Genomic DNA, 15,043 nt, shown 5'->3' with positions numbered 1-15,043 from the left:
AACCGTTGCTTCTGTCACTGGCTTTAGCTTTATCGTAAATGCACTATCTGTCGCAGGCATTTTTTGATTTGGTATGACCAGTACCCAACGAATGGGAACAGCAGGCAATCCGGTGTGATACCAAACAGCAGTGTCAGAGGTCACTTGAAGTTCACCAGTGCGTCCGCCGTACCACCCCTCAATCGTTAACCCTTGCCAGGTTGTCTGAGGGGCATCGAGCAGTGACTTGAGTGTGGGTAATCGTTTGCCAACTTTGCGAGGGCGACCCATTTGTTTGGCTTGACGTTTCGGTGCGGATTCATAGAGCGCCGCATCGCATCGTAATCGGGTGACCACATAAACGGCTGTAGGAAGTTGTCGGAGTGCTTCGAGCCACTCTAGAGCAGCAAAACTGCTATCGCCAACCAAGACAAGGGTTCGCTGCGGTATCCATCGTCTGACTTGCGTGAGCATCTGTCGTCCCCAATCGAGCAAAGTCTTATGTCGTTGTTTGTGAGTCTGGTGATAGCGCTCAGACGGTGCTAAAACGGTGAAGAAGGGCAGTGCCCAAACCCGTTGCGCCCAAGGAATTGGAACCAGCAGCATCAAACTGAGCCATCGCAATCCACTCGTTTTGACAAAATGGCTATCACTAGAGCGCACTGGGTCACGGTAAATTCCTCGGGCTGCAATGCGCTTACCCCACCGTCGCTCAATCGTGTCATCGATGCCCATCACTAATGTCCCACTTGGAACAAACGCAGTGACCAACTGTTGCAATAGTAATCGACTTGCTTGGCGACTTGACCAGACAGCACGATTAAGAACGCGATGATAGTTTTGGAAGTGGGGTTCCTGCTGCATTCCCATTGCCCGTAAAATTGAACTGACGGTGCGTTTGCCCGGTGCTACAATCGCACCGATTAGCAGAACCAGGGCTGACTCCCACACGGGTTTGGAAAAGAGGGGCGCAAACGTTAGGATCAAGGACAGAAATTCTTTCGGTAGCAAGCTCATCAGGACAAATCAAACAACGCTTTCCTAATCTTGCTTCCTTTCCTCTCCTTCAAGATGGATAAAGTCGAGCTAAGTTAAGTCTCTGATGGTTGAGAAGCGATCGCTCCTTAACGTTTCTATATCGATTTTTGGCACTATATCTTTTATAAAGGATATACCCAATATCGATCGCGGGGGGCGAGAGATGAAACAACCGCAAGTTAATGTCGACAAAACGAGTGCTGCGGAGGTTCATCAGCAACATTGCCCACCCACCAGAGAGCCTGAGCATCCGGTGCTGCAATTTCAGGCGGCTAGGGGCAATCGGGCAACTCATCAGGCGATCGCGGATCGGTCTCTCTCTGGCATCGCAGAGCGTTCTGCGCCGCCTGCACCTTCGTTTCGGGGGTTATCTCAGGAGTTGTTTGCGGGTCGCGGTCAACCCCTGCCTGATCCTGTCCGGCAACAGATGGAGTTTGCGTTTGGGACAGACTTCTCAGAGATTCGCGTGCATAAAGGGAGGGCAGCCACGGAGTTAAATGCTGAAGCGCTGACCGATGGCAAAAACATCGGGGTGGCTCCCGGTTACGCTAACTTTGAAACCCCAGACGGGAAGAAACGGCTAGGACATGAACTGGCGCATGTGGTGCAGCAGCGATCGCGGCGAGTGCCAACTCCTTCGGGATCAGACTTATCCCTGAATAGCGATCCGAGACTGGAAGCGGAGGCAGAGGCAATGGGAGCGAAAGCCGCTCTGGCTGAACCGGTTCAAATGGCGAGTCAGCACGTCAGCAGTCAACCCTCTACGACTCCCGCAACAGGTGGAGCCATCCAACGAAAACCTCTTAAGGATCTGCGATACAAACTGGGAAACAAGTATGGAATTAAGCTTGGCGAGTCTGGTCGTAGAGGCGCGCAAGATCGACGAAACCCACCCCCCATTCAAATTATTCCTGTTAATCAACCTGCGCTTGCCCAAAACCAACCTCAAAGACAGTCTTCCCTGGCAAATTTGCCACCCATTGACATCGGGCGTCATCTTGAAGGCATTGAACGTAAAGAAGGACGAGCGAAAACGCCGCGTCAAATCACCGATGAAGTCTTGCAGAAGTACGCCGAGGACTATCCTCACCTGCTTGAAGAAGGACCGAAAAATGAGATGTATTCGGTCTTTCACGAGGAACTCATTCACAGCATTACAAAGGAAGGCGGAACAGATTTTATTGACAAAAATTTGGTTCCTGGTCAACAGGGGAAACAGGCGAGTGGCAATATGGCAACGGTGAGCCGATTGGTTTATGACACTCCTGAAGGTCGTAAGGTTGGTTTCTTTAAACCTTTGCTTGAGCCAAGTCAGAAGGCTTATACGGCAAGTGTTCAAGGCATCCCTCAAAAGAGCGATCAAGCCGCGCGAGCCGTGGCAGCCTCCCGCATCGATCAGCTATTGGGCACTGATATTTTGACCCAGACTGAATTTGCTGCTCACAACAATCAGATAGGGAGTGTCTCGGAAGCTGCACCCGGAGCGTCTCCCAAGCTGAATCTTGTTACCTATGACCGATCGATCGACTATGGGAATGCACAAACCCGAAGAGATTTATCTACGCTGCAAGTGCTAGACGCCATTATCGGGCAGTTGGATCGCCATCCTGGAAACTATTTTATTGATAAAGAAACGGGTAAAGTAACCGGGATTGACAACGATCTGGCATTTGGCGAGAAAAGCAATGAAGCCTTTGTTGAGGGACGAACCGATCAAGGCACATTAGGGGTTCCAGGAATTGGCAAAGGGAGATGGCAATCGCATTTCAAAGGGTTGCCTTCGTTTGTTGACAAAGCGGTGAAAGATTCCATCAATCGAGTGTCTTCTAATCAAGTTCGTAACGTCTTAACAGGACTCCTGACGAATGCAGAAATTGAGGCAACGATCGCACGATTTGAGCATGTCAAGCGCAAGCTAAAGGATCTCGGAGAAGTTACGGATCTAGAGCAGTGGGCGATCATTGGTGAAGATTTGCTCAAGAAAAACTTGGATAAACCGACCAAGGCGAACAGTGCAAAAAGCTATTTTGGGCAAGTGGTGGATGCAACAAATGCACCGTAGTTAAGTTGGAGCGCTTAATGTGAAGGATTCTGCTCTAGATGAACTCTTGCCCTGGTTACAACGGCTCGATCGACGGTTAGAATATGCGATCGCAGCCGCACACAAAACGTTTGGTGCTGAAGCAGAAACCGATCCCTATCGCGGAATGCACATCGATCCCGGTGAGGTCGATCGCTTGCTCAGCCGACCTCCAGGCGTTCCGCTTTTTCCGTTGAAAGCTTCTCCAGACGATGCGGGTGTACCGCAATTAACCCCGCAGCAATCTCGTTGGTCATGGTTACAGCAAACGTTTGAATTATCTGAATTTGATCTCGAAGTCATTGCGATCGCGCTGGCTCCCGAACTCGATCGACGCTATGAACGGCTCTATGCCTATTTGCAAGATGATGTCCGATGTCAGCGACCCAGTGTTGACTTAGCGTTGAATTTACTGTGTGCATCGGCGGCTGAGCGGCTCGATCGTCGCGCTCACTTTGCCACTGGTGCCCCGCTCATTCACCACGCCTTACTGCATCTCGTGACCGACCCAACGCACCCTAAACCGACCTTATTAGGACGGGAATTGCATCTCGATGATTCGCTCCTGCGATTTCTGCTGGGTCAACCAGGAATAGATGAGCGATTGACGCCTTTTTGTCAATGGATCGATTCTAAAAACAACACTCAAGACCCTGCAAAATTGGCTCAACTAGAGCAAAACGACCCTCCGAAGAAATCGCTTTTGCGACTCGTGCAGCAACACTGGCAAACCCAGAAACCATTACGGCTGTATTTTCAAGGCGTCGATCGTCCGGCAAAACGGCAAACTGCGATCGCACTTGCAACCCAACTGCAAACCCCGCTTTTGATCGCAGATTTAACCCGCATTCTTGAACCCAAAGCCACCGTTGAACCGCTGTTAAAGTGTCTGTTTCGCGATGCCTGGTTCCAAAACGCGGTGCTGCATCTAGACGGGATCGACGCGCTTGAGCCAGACGCTCACAAATGGTTGCTTACTGCCTTAGCCACAAGTCGAGGAATCACGTTGTTATCGGGAACGAGATCGTGGAGACCCGGAAGCCCAGAGCCATTGGGGGTTGTGACCTTGCCCTTTCCGATGCCTCACTTTCATCACCGCCGCGATCGCTGGCAAACCGATTTAGCCGCGATCGATCTGGCGTTAGATGATCCCGATTTAGATGCATTAGCCGATCGGTTTCGGCTTACCGATGAGCAAATTGCAGATGCGATCGCGACTGCCCAGCATACCGCTAACTTACACGCCAACACCCATCCCTCAATTTTGGATTTATTTGCGGCGGCTCGCACTCAATCGGGTCACGAGTTAGAAACCCTTGCCCGCAAAGTTGAACCGAAATACAGGTGGGACGACATCATTCTGCCGCCCGATCAACTCAAGCTCTTGCACGAACTTTGTGATCAGGCGAAACATCGGCATCAGGTCTATGGCGACTGGGGATTTGAGCGGAAACTATCTCTGGGCAAAGGCTTGAATGTTTTGTTTTCAGGTCAGCCCGGAACCGGGAAAACAATGGCGGCTGAGGTGATTGCTCACGAGTTACAGCTTGATCTGTACAAAATTGACTTGTCTCAAGTAGTAAGCAAATACATCGGCGAAACCGAGAAAAACCTCGATCGCATCTTTACCACGGCTGCCAACTCTAACGCAATTCTGTTGTTTGATGAAGCGGATGCCCTATTTGGTAAACGATCGGAGATCAAAGATTCCCACGATCGCTATGCAAATCTAGAAATCGGTTATCTCTTGCAAAAGATGGAAGAGTATGAAGGCATCGCCATTTTAACTACCAATTTGCAAAGCAATCTAGACGATGCGTTTGTTCGCCGATTGCGGTTTCTCATTGATTTTCCACCCCCCAATCAGCGCGATCGCATGCGGATTTGGCAACAAATTTTGCCCGACACCCTGCCTCAAAGCGCCGATCTCGATTTAAATGGGTTAGCTCGACGCTTCGAGATTACCGGAGCCAACATTCGCAACATTGCTGTGGCGGCGGCGTTTTTGGCAGCTAGTGAAGAAGAACCTTTGCAAATGCGGCATCTGCTTCACGCGGTGCGGCGGGAATATCAAAAAATGGGCAAAGTGTTGATGGACGAATGAGATGGATCTGCGATCGCAAGACCTGATTAGGTGCGGTTCCTTCGGGTGACATCTATACTAATCGCAAGGCTTAAGTAAACTTAGAAATTCTTAACTCTATCTCAACCATTAAAAATAATTACGCAGCAAAATCCTTAACTTTTCTGTATTGAACTCTAAAATTGCAACTTTATACCTTATAACTAATGAGGTCGAGAACGAAAACGCTATTAAACTTGCGTTGATTGATGTCTTACAAGGGTAGGAGATGTCGGAATGCTTAGCGACCTGGATAAAACGTTAGAGGAATTACTCAAACGTGAACTCCCTCCAGCCTTAGTGGGAGCAGAGGCTGCCACCAGAGTATCGATCAGTTTTGCAACGCCTGATCGCGAGTTTACTAGCCAACTTTCCAACGCTCCGGTGATCAATCTGTTTCTATATGATGTGCGAGAAAACTTGGAATTGCGAAACACGCAATGGGCGGTTGATCGCCAACCGAACGGAACAGCGCGGAGAAGTCGTCCTCCTGTGCGGGTCGATTGCTCTTATCTGGCTACGGTCTGGTCGTCTAGCACCCGACCCGATCCCCAAACCGAGCACAGCCTGTTAGGAGAAGTGATGGAAGCGCTGCTCCGCTATCCTATTCTTCCAGCCGCCATCTTACAGGGAAAATTGCGAGGGCAAGAACCGCCCCTGCGATCGCTGGCGCTTCGTCCAGCCCAATTGCAAAGTCTAGGTGAGTTTTGGCAAGCCATGGGGGGACGCCCCAAGCCTGCCATGAATTACACGGTGACGATTTCTGTCCCGGTTTATTCTGAAGCAGAGACGGTGCCGCTTGTTGTCGATAAACGCCTGTGATTTATTTAGGGATCACGAGTGGTCTGTCGAAGCTGAACTGAGGGACTAGGAGTCGATCATCGGTTCTATTTGTTCGGCTTGATTTGTAAGGTAAGGGGGTGCAATGACGACGTGGATCAACCTGAAGACAGCCCGCCACCAAGTTGCGATCGCGGGTATGGTGGCTGATGCTGAAACGGGCGCTGCGATCGGCGGTGCCGAGGTGCATATTACTCACGCGCCAGAGCGGTTTACCCGTTGGCTCGCGCTCAACGCGATGCAGCATGGCGAAAAATGGGTCACCTTGCGCCATCGCCCCGATCGCACTCATACGGCGACTCAAGGGCATTTCAGTTTTCTAGACTTACCAGATGGCGATTATAGCCTGACGGTTTCGCTACCCAACTCTGGCACCCGTTACGATCGGGCGATCGTTCAAAACATCACTGTTTCCCGTGATACCGAGGGCACAATTCGCCATCACATCGTTGAGATTGCTTTGCCCACAACGGCACTCAAGGGGCAGATCAGCACCGGAGATGAGCCAATTGCCATGGCAAAAATTCAAGTAGAAGGTAGCCCAACCCTCGCGTTTAGCGATCGCGCTGGTCAATATTTGCTGACCCAACTAGAGGTGTGGCAACCCCCGCTTGATTCGCCAAGACCGATCGTCACAGTTTCGGCGGTGGGATATCAGACCGTGGCTACAGGCGTGCAGCTAAGTCAAGGACAGGTGCAAACCTTGGATTTTAACTTGAAGCGCAACTAGCAATTTGCAACGGTGAGTGTTTTACGTTCCTCTTTCTATAACTGAAGGGAATTCAAACATTCTAAAAGCCTTTTATTTAAATTTACCATTTCACCCTTTCCTATTTCGTTTTATTTAGCGATTCCAAATTCATTCTCAAGGAGCAACGCGAATGCCCACTAACTATTTCTCACCGGGTGTATACGTTGAGGAAGTGTCATCGGGAAATGCCCCGATCGCTGGCGTTGGAACTAGTACGGCTGGCTTTATTGGTGTAATTGCCACCAACGGTGAAACCGCCCCAACACCTCCCGACGACACAACATTTCAATCGATCGGTTCTCAAGATGCGCCTGTGGACATTGGCACCGGAGATGGAACTCAGAAGGAATTTGAGCTACCCAAAACATCTCAATTTTCCACCGCAGACGTTGTGACCGATGCGGGGAGCTTTGGCTTTGCGGTGAATGGTCGGGCACGGACGGCAGTCAGTCTTAAAAATGAGGGAAATCGGGCAGTTGTAGAATTTGATACCGCCCCCGCCGATGAGGCTAAAATCACCGGGTTTTTTCAGTTGCGGGTGGCTGCGCCGGTTCCGGTGGGGGGTGGGACGGCAACCCTCCCTAGGGCAACAGAACCAACAACCGTTGATTTGGCGGCGGCAAACGAAGTCAAACTGTGTACAAATTTCAGTGAGTTCAAAAAGTTTTTCGGCGACTTCTCAACAAGGGCGGGTCAAAGTTTGCTGGCACACGCGGTTTATGGCTTTTTTCGGAATGGGGGCACGCGCTGTTATGTAGTGTCGGTCGCTGCGGAGGAAGACGTAGAGGATGCTTTGACGCAGTTTGAAGCGATCGATGAAATTGCGATCGTTGCTGTTCCCGGCATGATCCCCGACGCTGCGATCGCATCTCGGAGTGATACGCTGGGCAAAATTCGGGCGCATTGTGAACAGATGCAAGATCGCGTCGCGGTGCTCGATGGGGTTGAAACCGCAGATTTGAGCAGTCCTACACTTTTAGAGACGCTGAAACCCTTCAACTCTGACTATGTGGCGCTGTATTTCCCTTGGTTACAGGTTTTTGACCCTGCCACCAATCGCCAAATCTTTGTCCCCCCAAGTGGGCATATCGCCGGAATTTACGCCCGTGTGGATAACCAACGAGGGGTGTTCAAGGCTCCGGCAAACGAATCGGTGCTCGGTGCGGTGGGCTTGAAGTATAACCTCAGCAAACGGCAGCAAGACGGGCTAAACCCTAAAGGCATCAACTGCATTCGTGCCCTCAATGGCAATATTCGCGTCTGGGGCGCACGAACGCTGGGCGGCGAAGACAATCCGGAGATGGTGTACATCAGCGTGCGGCGCTTGATGAACTTTCTGCGTGAGTCGATCGATGAAGGCACGCAGTGGGCAGTATTTGAACCCAATTCTCCAGACTTGTGGGCAAGAATTCGGCGCAATGTGACGGCATTTTTGCTCACCGTTTGGCGCAGTGGGGCGCTGTTTGGCACCACGCCAGAAGAAGCGTTTTACGTCAAATGTGATGCGGAAACCAACCCGCCCGAATCGCGCGATCGCGGTCAGGTGATCACCGAAATTGGGGTGGCGGTCGTGAAGCCTGCCGAGTTTGTGATCTTCCGGCTCAGTCAACGCTCTGATGCTAACGGAGGGTAGCCCATGGCACGTCTGCACTCGCGATCGCCCGGTGTTTATCTAGAAGAAATTTTTCCAACGCCTGCACCCGAATTGCTCACCGGCGTCTGCGCTTTTCTGGGATTTGCCGACACCGGAGCGGTAAACATTCCTCAAGCCCTGACCCTCTGGACGCAGTTTACAGCGAGCTTTGGGCGATCTGCTGGCTATCTATCGTCGGCTGTGTATGGATTTTTTAACAACGGAGGACAGTTATGCTACGTGATCCGCCTCGACCCAAATCTGCCGGTTGAGAACGCCTTGGCTCAGGGGCTAGACGCGATCGCGCCCCTCGATCGAATGGATCTTGTGTGCGCTCCTGACATCGTGCATCCGACCCGCTCATCGGAGCAAATCCGACGCATGCAGCAAGCTGTGTTAGACCACTGCGATCAGTTGGGCGATCGCTTTGCGATTCTGGATGCGGGTTACGACCTGAGCCTAGATGCGGTGCAACATCAACAGCGATCGCTCTCTAGCGCTAACGCCGCGCTGTATTTTCCCTGGATTCAAGACGAGAATCAGCCGATCGGCAGTTTTGTGCCGCCGTGTGGGCATGTGGCGGGGGTTTTTGCTCGCAGCGATCGCGCCGTGGGGGTGCATCAGCTTCCGGCAAACTATGCCCTCGAAGGGGTTTTGGATGTCAAACGCGCGCTCACCAATGCTGACCAGTTTCGGCTCAACCCAGACCTGCAAGTGGCAGGCATCAACTGTCTGCGGGCGTTTCCGGGGCGAGGCATCCGAGTTTGGGGCGGGCGGACGCTGAGCACCGATGCGAACTGGCGATATATCAATGTGCGTCGGTTGTTTCTGACGGTGGTGCGCTGGGTGGAGTTGCGTCTGGCGGATGTGGCGTTTGAGCCGAACGAAGTTCAACTGTGGATTCGGATCGAGCGAGAGCTAAATGCGTTCTGTGAAACTCTGTTGCAGCAAGGTGCTCTTCAGGGGCGGGTTCCCCAGGAAGCCTTTTTCGTGAAGTGCAATGCAGAAACCAATCCCCCAGAGGAGCGCGATCGCGGTCGAGTGATTACCGAAATTGGGCTTGCGCCGACTCTGCCGAACGAGTTTATCGTGGTTCGCTTGATTCATGGCACGAGCGGCGTCACGGCGGCTTAGAGCCGAGTCCTATTCCATGCTGAGTCTACGTTTCCTTGCTTTATTTACTCTTTATTTGAGGTTCAACTATGGCCGATCGCAAGCCTCCCCACCAGCCTGATCCGTATTATGGCTATAACTTTTTCGTTGAGTGGAATGGCATTATTCACGCCGGATTTAGACAGTGTTCTGGGTTAAACACGACCCAAACTGCAACTGAATATCGCGAGGGAACCGATCCGCCCACGATGCGGAAACTGCCCGGTCTCAACAGCTACGGCAACATCACCCTGCAACGCGGCATCACCAACAATGATGAACTGTGGCGCTGGCGTCAGGGGGTGATGAATGGAACGACCGACCGACGAGAAGTGTCGATCGTGCTGCTCGATCAAACCGGGGCAGAAAAGATTCGCTGGAATTTATCCAACTGCTGGCCCACCACCTGGACTGCCCCCGATTTGGATGCCACCACCGATGGCGTTGCGATCGAGTCGCTGGAATTGGTGCATGAAGGGGTCACTGTGGATCGCTGGTCATAACGGCGGCGGGTCAACCGCTAGCGTCTGTCTTTTTCTCTTTGAATCTGTGCTTGGAATTTATGCTTGAGCAGACCGAATTTCCATTCCTGTTGCCCCAAGGCTATCTCGACCCAGAGGGGACGGTGCACTGTGAAGGCACGATGCGCCTCTCGACTGCCTACGACGAAATTGCCCCGTTACAAGATCCGCGAGTGCAGGCAAATCCGGGGTATCTGGTGCTGATTTTGCTCTCGCGGGTAATTACGCGGCTGGGCGATTTGCCAGCGGTCAATCCTAAAATGCTGGAAAAACTGTTTTCGGCTGATCTGGTTTATTTGCAAGATTTTTATCAGCGCATCAACCAGAACAACCACAGCCGGTTGCACGTTACCTGTCCCCATTGCCAGGGCGAGTTTCAGGTGGAGCCAGTGCCCGTGGGGGAGTAACTCGCTACCCCAGCGATCGCTTGCGCGAGGAGGTAGCGTATCTGGCGTATTATTTTCACTGGTCGTATGACCAAATCATGACGCTGGCACACCGGGAACGGCAGCAGTGGGTGGCAGAAGTGGCACGAATAAATCAGCGATCGCAAGATCAATCAGCAAGGAGCGAACCGTGGTAAACATCGTTGGATCAGCCGATCGACTGCACCGTTTTCTGCGCCCTGACCCGTTTATGGGGTACAACTTTTTGGTGGAAATCGGCGGCTTAATTGCCGGAGGATTTTCAGAAGTTTCGGGGTTGGAAAGCGAAATTGAGGTGCAGGAATATCGGGAAGGCGGCGTGAATGGCTTCGTTCACCAGTTTCCAACTCAGGTGACCTATCCCAATTTGGTCTTAACTCAGGGCCTGACAAATGTGGATCTATTGTGGAATTGGTATTCGGCAACGGCTCAGGGCATTGTGACGCTGCTGAATGGGTCGGTTTTGCTGCTCGATCGCCAACGGCTGCCGGTCATGTGGTGGAATTTTCGGGATGCGTATCCGGTGAAGTGGATCGGTCCGCAGTTTAATGCCAGCAACACCACAGAGGTGGCGGTGACGCAGCTAGAACTGGTGCATCGCGGCATTACAAAACCGTTGGCATCTCAGCTATTGGGAGCCGTTGGCGGAGCAGGCATTATTCCGGGACTATGAGCTATGAGCGATTCATCCCTACAGTCTTGGCAGACTGCCTTAAATCCAAGCTTGACTCGTCGATTGTTGCGTCCTGTGGTGCAGCCGGGGGGCGGCGCAACTCGGCTTGCCCATCAGATTTTTGGGCGATCGCTCGATCTCTACGATCGCTTGCCTTTAGTTGATCATCTCCGGCAACGCTATGCCGCGACGATCGACGAGCAGGCAAATGCACCTGCGATCGTATATGCCCAACCCGTCCCGCTCAATTCTGAACCGACCTCTGCCGCACCAAGTTCTACCTCTCGGCAGCCCCAGCTATCTGTCAGCCAACCGACCGTTATTCAAGCTAAATTTACAAACTCTACGGCAGCAACGGCAGCCCAGGCAAGCTTATCCGCTGACTTGCCTGGGTCAGATTTGGGGTCACTGTCGCCCTCTATGCCGATTCACAACGCCGCAACTTCAAGCCGAGCATCGGAGCCACTGGGGGATGGGGCTAATCGCGCCTTGGGGGCTGCTGAGGGAAGAACCCTGCCGATCGTGCAGCCTTCGATGCTAATTTCGCCTCGGATGCCCGACTGGGAGAGGGTCGCTTCGCAAGGGTTCAGGGATGCAACGGAGCCAGGATCTGATGCAGTTTCAATTCAGCGCTCTGTTGCACCAAGTGCTATCAAACTTGTTTCTGCCTCACCAATAAAAGCGTTTCAAAAAAATTCAAAGGCTGATCTTTCATCTGATCAACTCGTATTTTCCCGCCGCGCTAATCGACTTGATCAAGCTGATCGCTGGTCTGATCCCCAACCACAATTGGCGAACTCAATGCCATTAGTGCGACCCTCCAACCCTCCAACTCTCCAACTCTCCAACTCTCTAAATCCTCCGATGGTAGCGGCGCGATCCTTCGGAGTTTGGCAGAGCCAATCGCAGATCCCCGAATCCCCTGCTGCCCAACGTTCCTCACAGCCTGCGTTACCCCATAGACCAGACGCTGAAACCATTCAAAAAAATCACTCCCAAGCTTTAGCACAGCGCTCCTCTGCCCTGTCTCACGATACGGTCTCTCAACCTGCGGCGGCTCAACCTGCCAGCCCAGCGCCCATCCCAGAACAACCGCGTCCTCCTGATGTTCCTCCCAAAGTCGATGTGGCAGCATTGACCCTTCAAGTCGAACGACGACTATTACGGCGAATGGCAGTTGAACGAGAACGGCGAGGTGGACGATGACAGAACTTGTAAAACTCAAGATTTTGGTAGAAGACAGCTACCCCAACTTTGATGTAATTAACCCGATCGAAGCGCTTTTTAACCCCAACCAAATCGATATCAGCAAAGTGGGCTGGCGGCAGGGCGTAAATGGCCCAGTTCCAGCAGACGACCCTGCTGTTTTGAGCGTGGCGCTATTTTTCGACACCAGCTTACCTGCCCCTGCGATCGCAGGATTGGGCAGCACCTTGGCAACGGCAGCCCTGGGGCGATCGTCGCTGTTGCCCAGCGTTGGTTTGTTTGGGCGATCGCCCGATGTGCGACGCCACACCAGCCGCATTTACCACCTCACCGAAAAGAAAGGGGGGCTAGGCGGAAAATTGCGTCCGCCGATTTGCCGACTGGTGTGGGGTTTGAGGGATGCCGTGCTATTTCAGGGGGTATTACGGCAAGTCAGCAAAAGTTTTACGCGATTTTTGCCAAGTGGCGTGCCGATCCGCGCGACGCTCACCTGCGAATTTGAAGAATGGCTGCCTCCAGAGATGCGGCAAAAAGCCCAAAACCCGATCGACGATCCAACCCGCTTGGTGCGGCGTGGCGAAACCCTCAGCAGCATTGCCGCCGAGGAATATAACGATCCCCGGCTGTGGCGGGTGATTGCCGAAGCCAATCAGATGGACAATCCGTTAGCGCTGATTCCGGGACAACGCATCACTGTGCCCCCACTGCGACTTTAAAACAAACTATGCTGAACCTATGCTTAGACCAATGCTTAAATTAATACTTAAACCAATTATTAAACGAATGCTTAAACTAATCCTTGAATCAACGCTTGAATCAACACTTAAACCAATGCTTGAAACCTAGTTATGAACCTCTTTTCCGGTGCTCAAACCCTAGCCCCTACCCTGGATATTTTGATCAACCAACGGCGCTTGCCGATCGCAGCTTATGCCGATCTGCTCACGACCACGGTTGATCAATCGGTAGACACGATGGGCATGTTTACCCTGCAAATTTACACCTGGGATTTGGTTAAAGGGCAAGTGACATGGGCAGATGATGCACTGTTTGAGATTGGCAATGAGGTCGAGATTCAGATGGGGTATGGAAACCGATCGCAGCGGCTGATGATTGGGGAAATCACGGGGTTAGAAACGCAGTTTGAGAAAGACGACTATCCCACTTTGGTAGTGCGGGGGCATGATTTTCGCTATCGGTTGATGCTGGGGGAAAAGACGCGATCGTTTAAGCAAATGAAAGAGAGTGACATTGCCCGCAAAATTGCGACAGAGGCAAACTTGGCGGCTCAAGTCGAAGATACCAAAATTCGGCTAGACCATGTTTGGCAGCACAATCAAACCGACTGGAACTTTCTGCAAACCCGCGCCAACCGCATCAACTACGACGTGACGATTGAGGATAAAACTCTGCATTTTCGCCCTGCCCAACGCCAAAGCGCCAGCACCCTAACCCTAACGTGGGGAGAAACCTTGCTGGAATTTTCGCCGCGCCTCAGTGTGCTGAGCCAGGTGACTCAGGTCGAGGTGCGGGGCTGGAACCCCCAGGAAAAAAAGCTGTTTATAGGCAAAGCGTCTTCAAAAATCGAAGCGCCCAGACCAGGATCATCTAAAACGGGACCTGCGATCGCAAAGCAAGAATTTGGAGCCGTCAAACGGGCTATTTTGGATCTCCCGATCGCAAGTCAAGAAGAAGCCGATCAAATCGCGCTTCAGCAATTTAACCAGCAAGCCTCGCTCTACATTAGCGCAGAGGGTCACTGTCAGGGCTTGCCTGATCTAAAGGCTGGCATCAACGTAACCATTGCAGGGGTCGGTCGGCGGTTTAGCGGAGAATATGAAGTCACTTCAGCAACTCACACCTATTCTCGCAATGTCGGGTATTCCACAGATTTCACAGCACGGAGGAAGCTACCATGACCGGACGGGACGTATTAGCAGATTTGCTTGGATCATCGAACACGAGTTCCCAATTTTATTACGGGGTAACGGTGGGTCTTGTGACCAACACAAAAGATGAGGCAGCCCTGGGGCGAGTGAAGGTAAAACTGCCCTGGATGTCAAATGATGACGAGAGCGATTGGGCGCGGGTCTTAACGCCGATGGCAGGGGCAAATCGCGGTATCTATTTTCCTTTAGAAGTTAATGATGAGGTGTTGGTTGCGTTTGAGCATGGCAATATTGACGAACCTTACATTTTGGGGGCTTTGTGGAATGGAAAAGACGCACCGCCCGACTCCAATAAGCAAGGCAAGAATAATATTCGGATGATCAAATCTCGAAGCGGTCATGTGATTATATTAGATGATACAGATGGAGAAGAGAAAATTATCATTCGCGACAAAACCCAGAACAACGAAATTTTAATCGATTCTAAAACGGATTCGGTCACGCTAAAGGTCAAGAAAAACTTTAAAGTTGAAGCACAGGGAGATATTACATTGAAAAGTTCGGGTGATGTGGCGATCGAGGGCAATAATGTCTCGATTGAAGCGAACAAAAAATGCGAAATCCGATCGCAAAATACCTGCACCGTGCAAGCTACGAAAGAAATTGCGCTGAATTGTTTGTCAGGTGTCAATGTCAACTATGGCGCATTGGAAGTGAAATAAACCCGTGACGCA

15 protein-coding genes are annotated in these 15,043 nt (G+C 51.8%); 14 read left to right on the top strand and 1 reads right to left on the bottom strand.

The window, feature by feature from the left end; all coding sequences use genetic code 11:
- A partial coding sequence (locus tag GS601_RS04075) for an IS701 family transposase (RefSeq protein WP_162421982.1) occupies positions 1–996 on the bottom strand: 996 nt, incomplete at its 3' end.
- Between the two features lie 184 nt (positions 997–1,180).
- Here GS601_RS04075 and GS601_RS04070 point away from each other — a divergent pair.
- The 14 genes from GS601_RS04070 to GS601_RS04005 all read left to right on the top strand — a co-directional run bounded on the left by GS601_RS04070 (position 1,181) and on the right by GS601_RS04005 (position 15,031).
- Positions 1,181–3,079, top strand: a complete 1,899-nt coding sequence (locus GS601_RS04070) for an eCIS core domain-containing protein (RefSeq protein WP_162421981.1) — start codon at positions 1,181–1,183, stop codon at positions 3,077–3,079.
- A 19-nt stretch (positions 3,080–3,098) separates the two neighbouring features.
- On the top strand, positions 3,099–5,201 hold the full coding sequence (locus GS601_RS04065) for an AAA family ATPase (protein WP_162421980.1): 2,103 nt from the start codon (positions 3,099–3,101) through the stop codon (positions 5,199–5,201).
- A 255-nt stretch (positions 5,202–5,456) separates the two neighbouring features.
- A complete protein-coding gene (locus tag GS601_RS04060) occupies positions 5,457–6,041 on the top strand; it encodes a Pvc16 family protein (protein WP_162421979.1) in 585 nt (194 codons plus the stop codon).
- A gap of 103 nt (positions 6,042–6,144) precedes the next feature.
- A complete protein-coding gene (locus tag GS601_RS04055) occupies positions 6,145–6,789 on the top strand; it encodes a carboxypeptidase regulatory-like domain-containing protein (RefSeq protein WP_162421978.1) in 645 nt (214 codons plus the stop codon).
- A 151-nt stretch (positions 6,790–6,940) separates the two neighbouring features.
- A complete protein-coding gene (locus GS601_RS04050) occupies positions 6,941–8,443 on the top strand; it encodes a phage tail sheath subtilisin-like domain-containing protein (protein ID WP_162421977.1) in 1,503 nt (500 codons plus the stop codon).
- A gap of 3 nt (positions 8,444–8,446) precedes the next feature.
- On the top strand, positions 8,447–9,577 hold the full coding sequence (locus GS601_RS04045; RefSeq protein WP_162421976.1) for a phage tail sheath family protein: 1,131 nt from the start codon (positions 8,447–8,449) through the stop codon (positions 9,575–9,577).
- Positions 9,578–9,645: 68 nt separating this feature from the next.
- On the top strand, positions 9,646–10,098 hold the full coding sequence (locus tag GS601_RS04040; protein ID WP_162421975.1) for a phage tail protein: 453 nt from the start codon (positions 9,646–9,648) through the stop codon (positions 10,096–10,098).
- 59 nt (positions 10,099–10,157) lie between these two features.
- Positions 10,158–10,523: a phage tail assembly protein gene (locus tag GS601_RS04035; protein WP_162421974.1), complete on the top strand. Its 366-nt coding sequence runs from the start codon at positions 10,158–10,160 to the stop codon at positions 10,521–10,523.
- Positions 10,478–10,699 (top strand): DUF6760 family protein, encoded by a 222-nt coding sequence (locus GS601_RS04030; RefSeq protein WP_162421776.1) that lies wholly within the window; start codon positions 10,478–10,480, stop codon positions 10,697–10,699. Before GS601_RS04035 ends, GS601_RS04030 begins: the two co-directional genes overlap by 46 nt.
- A complete protein-coding gene (locus tag GS601_RS04025; protein ID WP_338016956.1) occupies positions 10,693–11,214 on the top strand; it encodes a phage tail protein in 522 nt (173 codons plus the stop codon). The genes GS601_RS04030 and GS601_RS04025 overlap by 7 nt, the downstream gene beginning before the upstream one ends.
- A 3-nt stretch (positions 11,215–11,217) precedes the next feature.
- Positions 11,218–12,420, top strand: a complete 1,203-nt coding sequence (locus GS601_RS04020) for a hypothetical protein (protein WP_162421973.1) — start codon at positions 11,218–11,220, stop codon at positions 12,418–12,420.
- On the top strand, positions 12,417–13,136 hold the full coding sequence (locus GS601_RS04015) for a CIS tube protein (protein WP_162421972.1): 720 nt from the start codon (positions 12,417–12,419) through the stop codon (positions 13,134–13,136). Before GS601_RS04020 ends, GS601_RS04015 begins: the two co-directional genes overlap by 4 nt.
- Before the next feature lie 132 nt (positions 13,137–13,268).
- On the top strand, positions 13,269–14,339 hold the full coding sequence (locus GS601_RS04010) for a phage late control D family protein (RefSeq protein WP_162421971.1): 1,071 nt from the start codon (positions 13,269–13,271) through the stop codon (positions 14,337–14,339).
- Positions 14,336–15,031 carry a phage baseplate assembly protein V gene (locus tag GS601_RS04005; protein WP_162421970.1) on the top strand — a complete coding sequence of 232 codons (696 nt, stop codon included), beginning with the start codon at positions 14,336–14,338 and terminating at the stop codon, positions 15,029–15,031. The genes GS601_RS04010 and GS601_RS04005 overlap by 4 nt, the downstream gene beginning before the upstream one ends.
- The last annotated feature ends 12 nt before the right edge of the window (positions 15,032–15,043 follow it).

Source organism: Myxacorys almedinensis A (assembly GCF_010091945.1).
Taxonomy (GTDB): Bacteria; Cyanobacteriota; Cyanobacteriia; order Leptolyngbyales; family Leptolyngbyaceae; genus Myxacorys; species Myxacorys almedinensis.
Note: the sequence above shows the minus strand (reverse complement) of the source record. Positions and strands in the feature narration are given on the sequence as shown.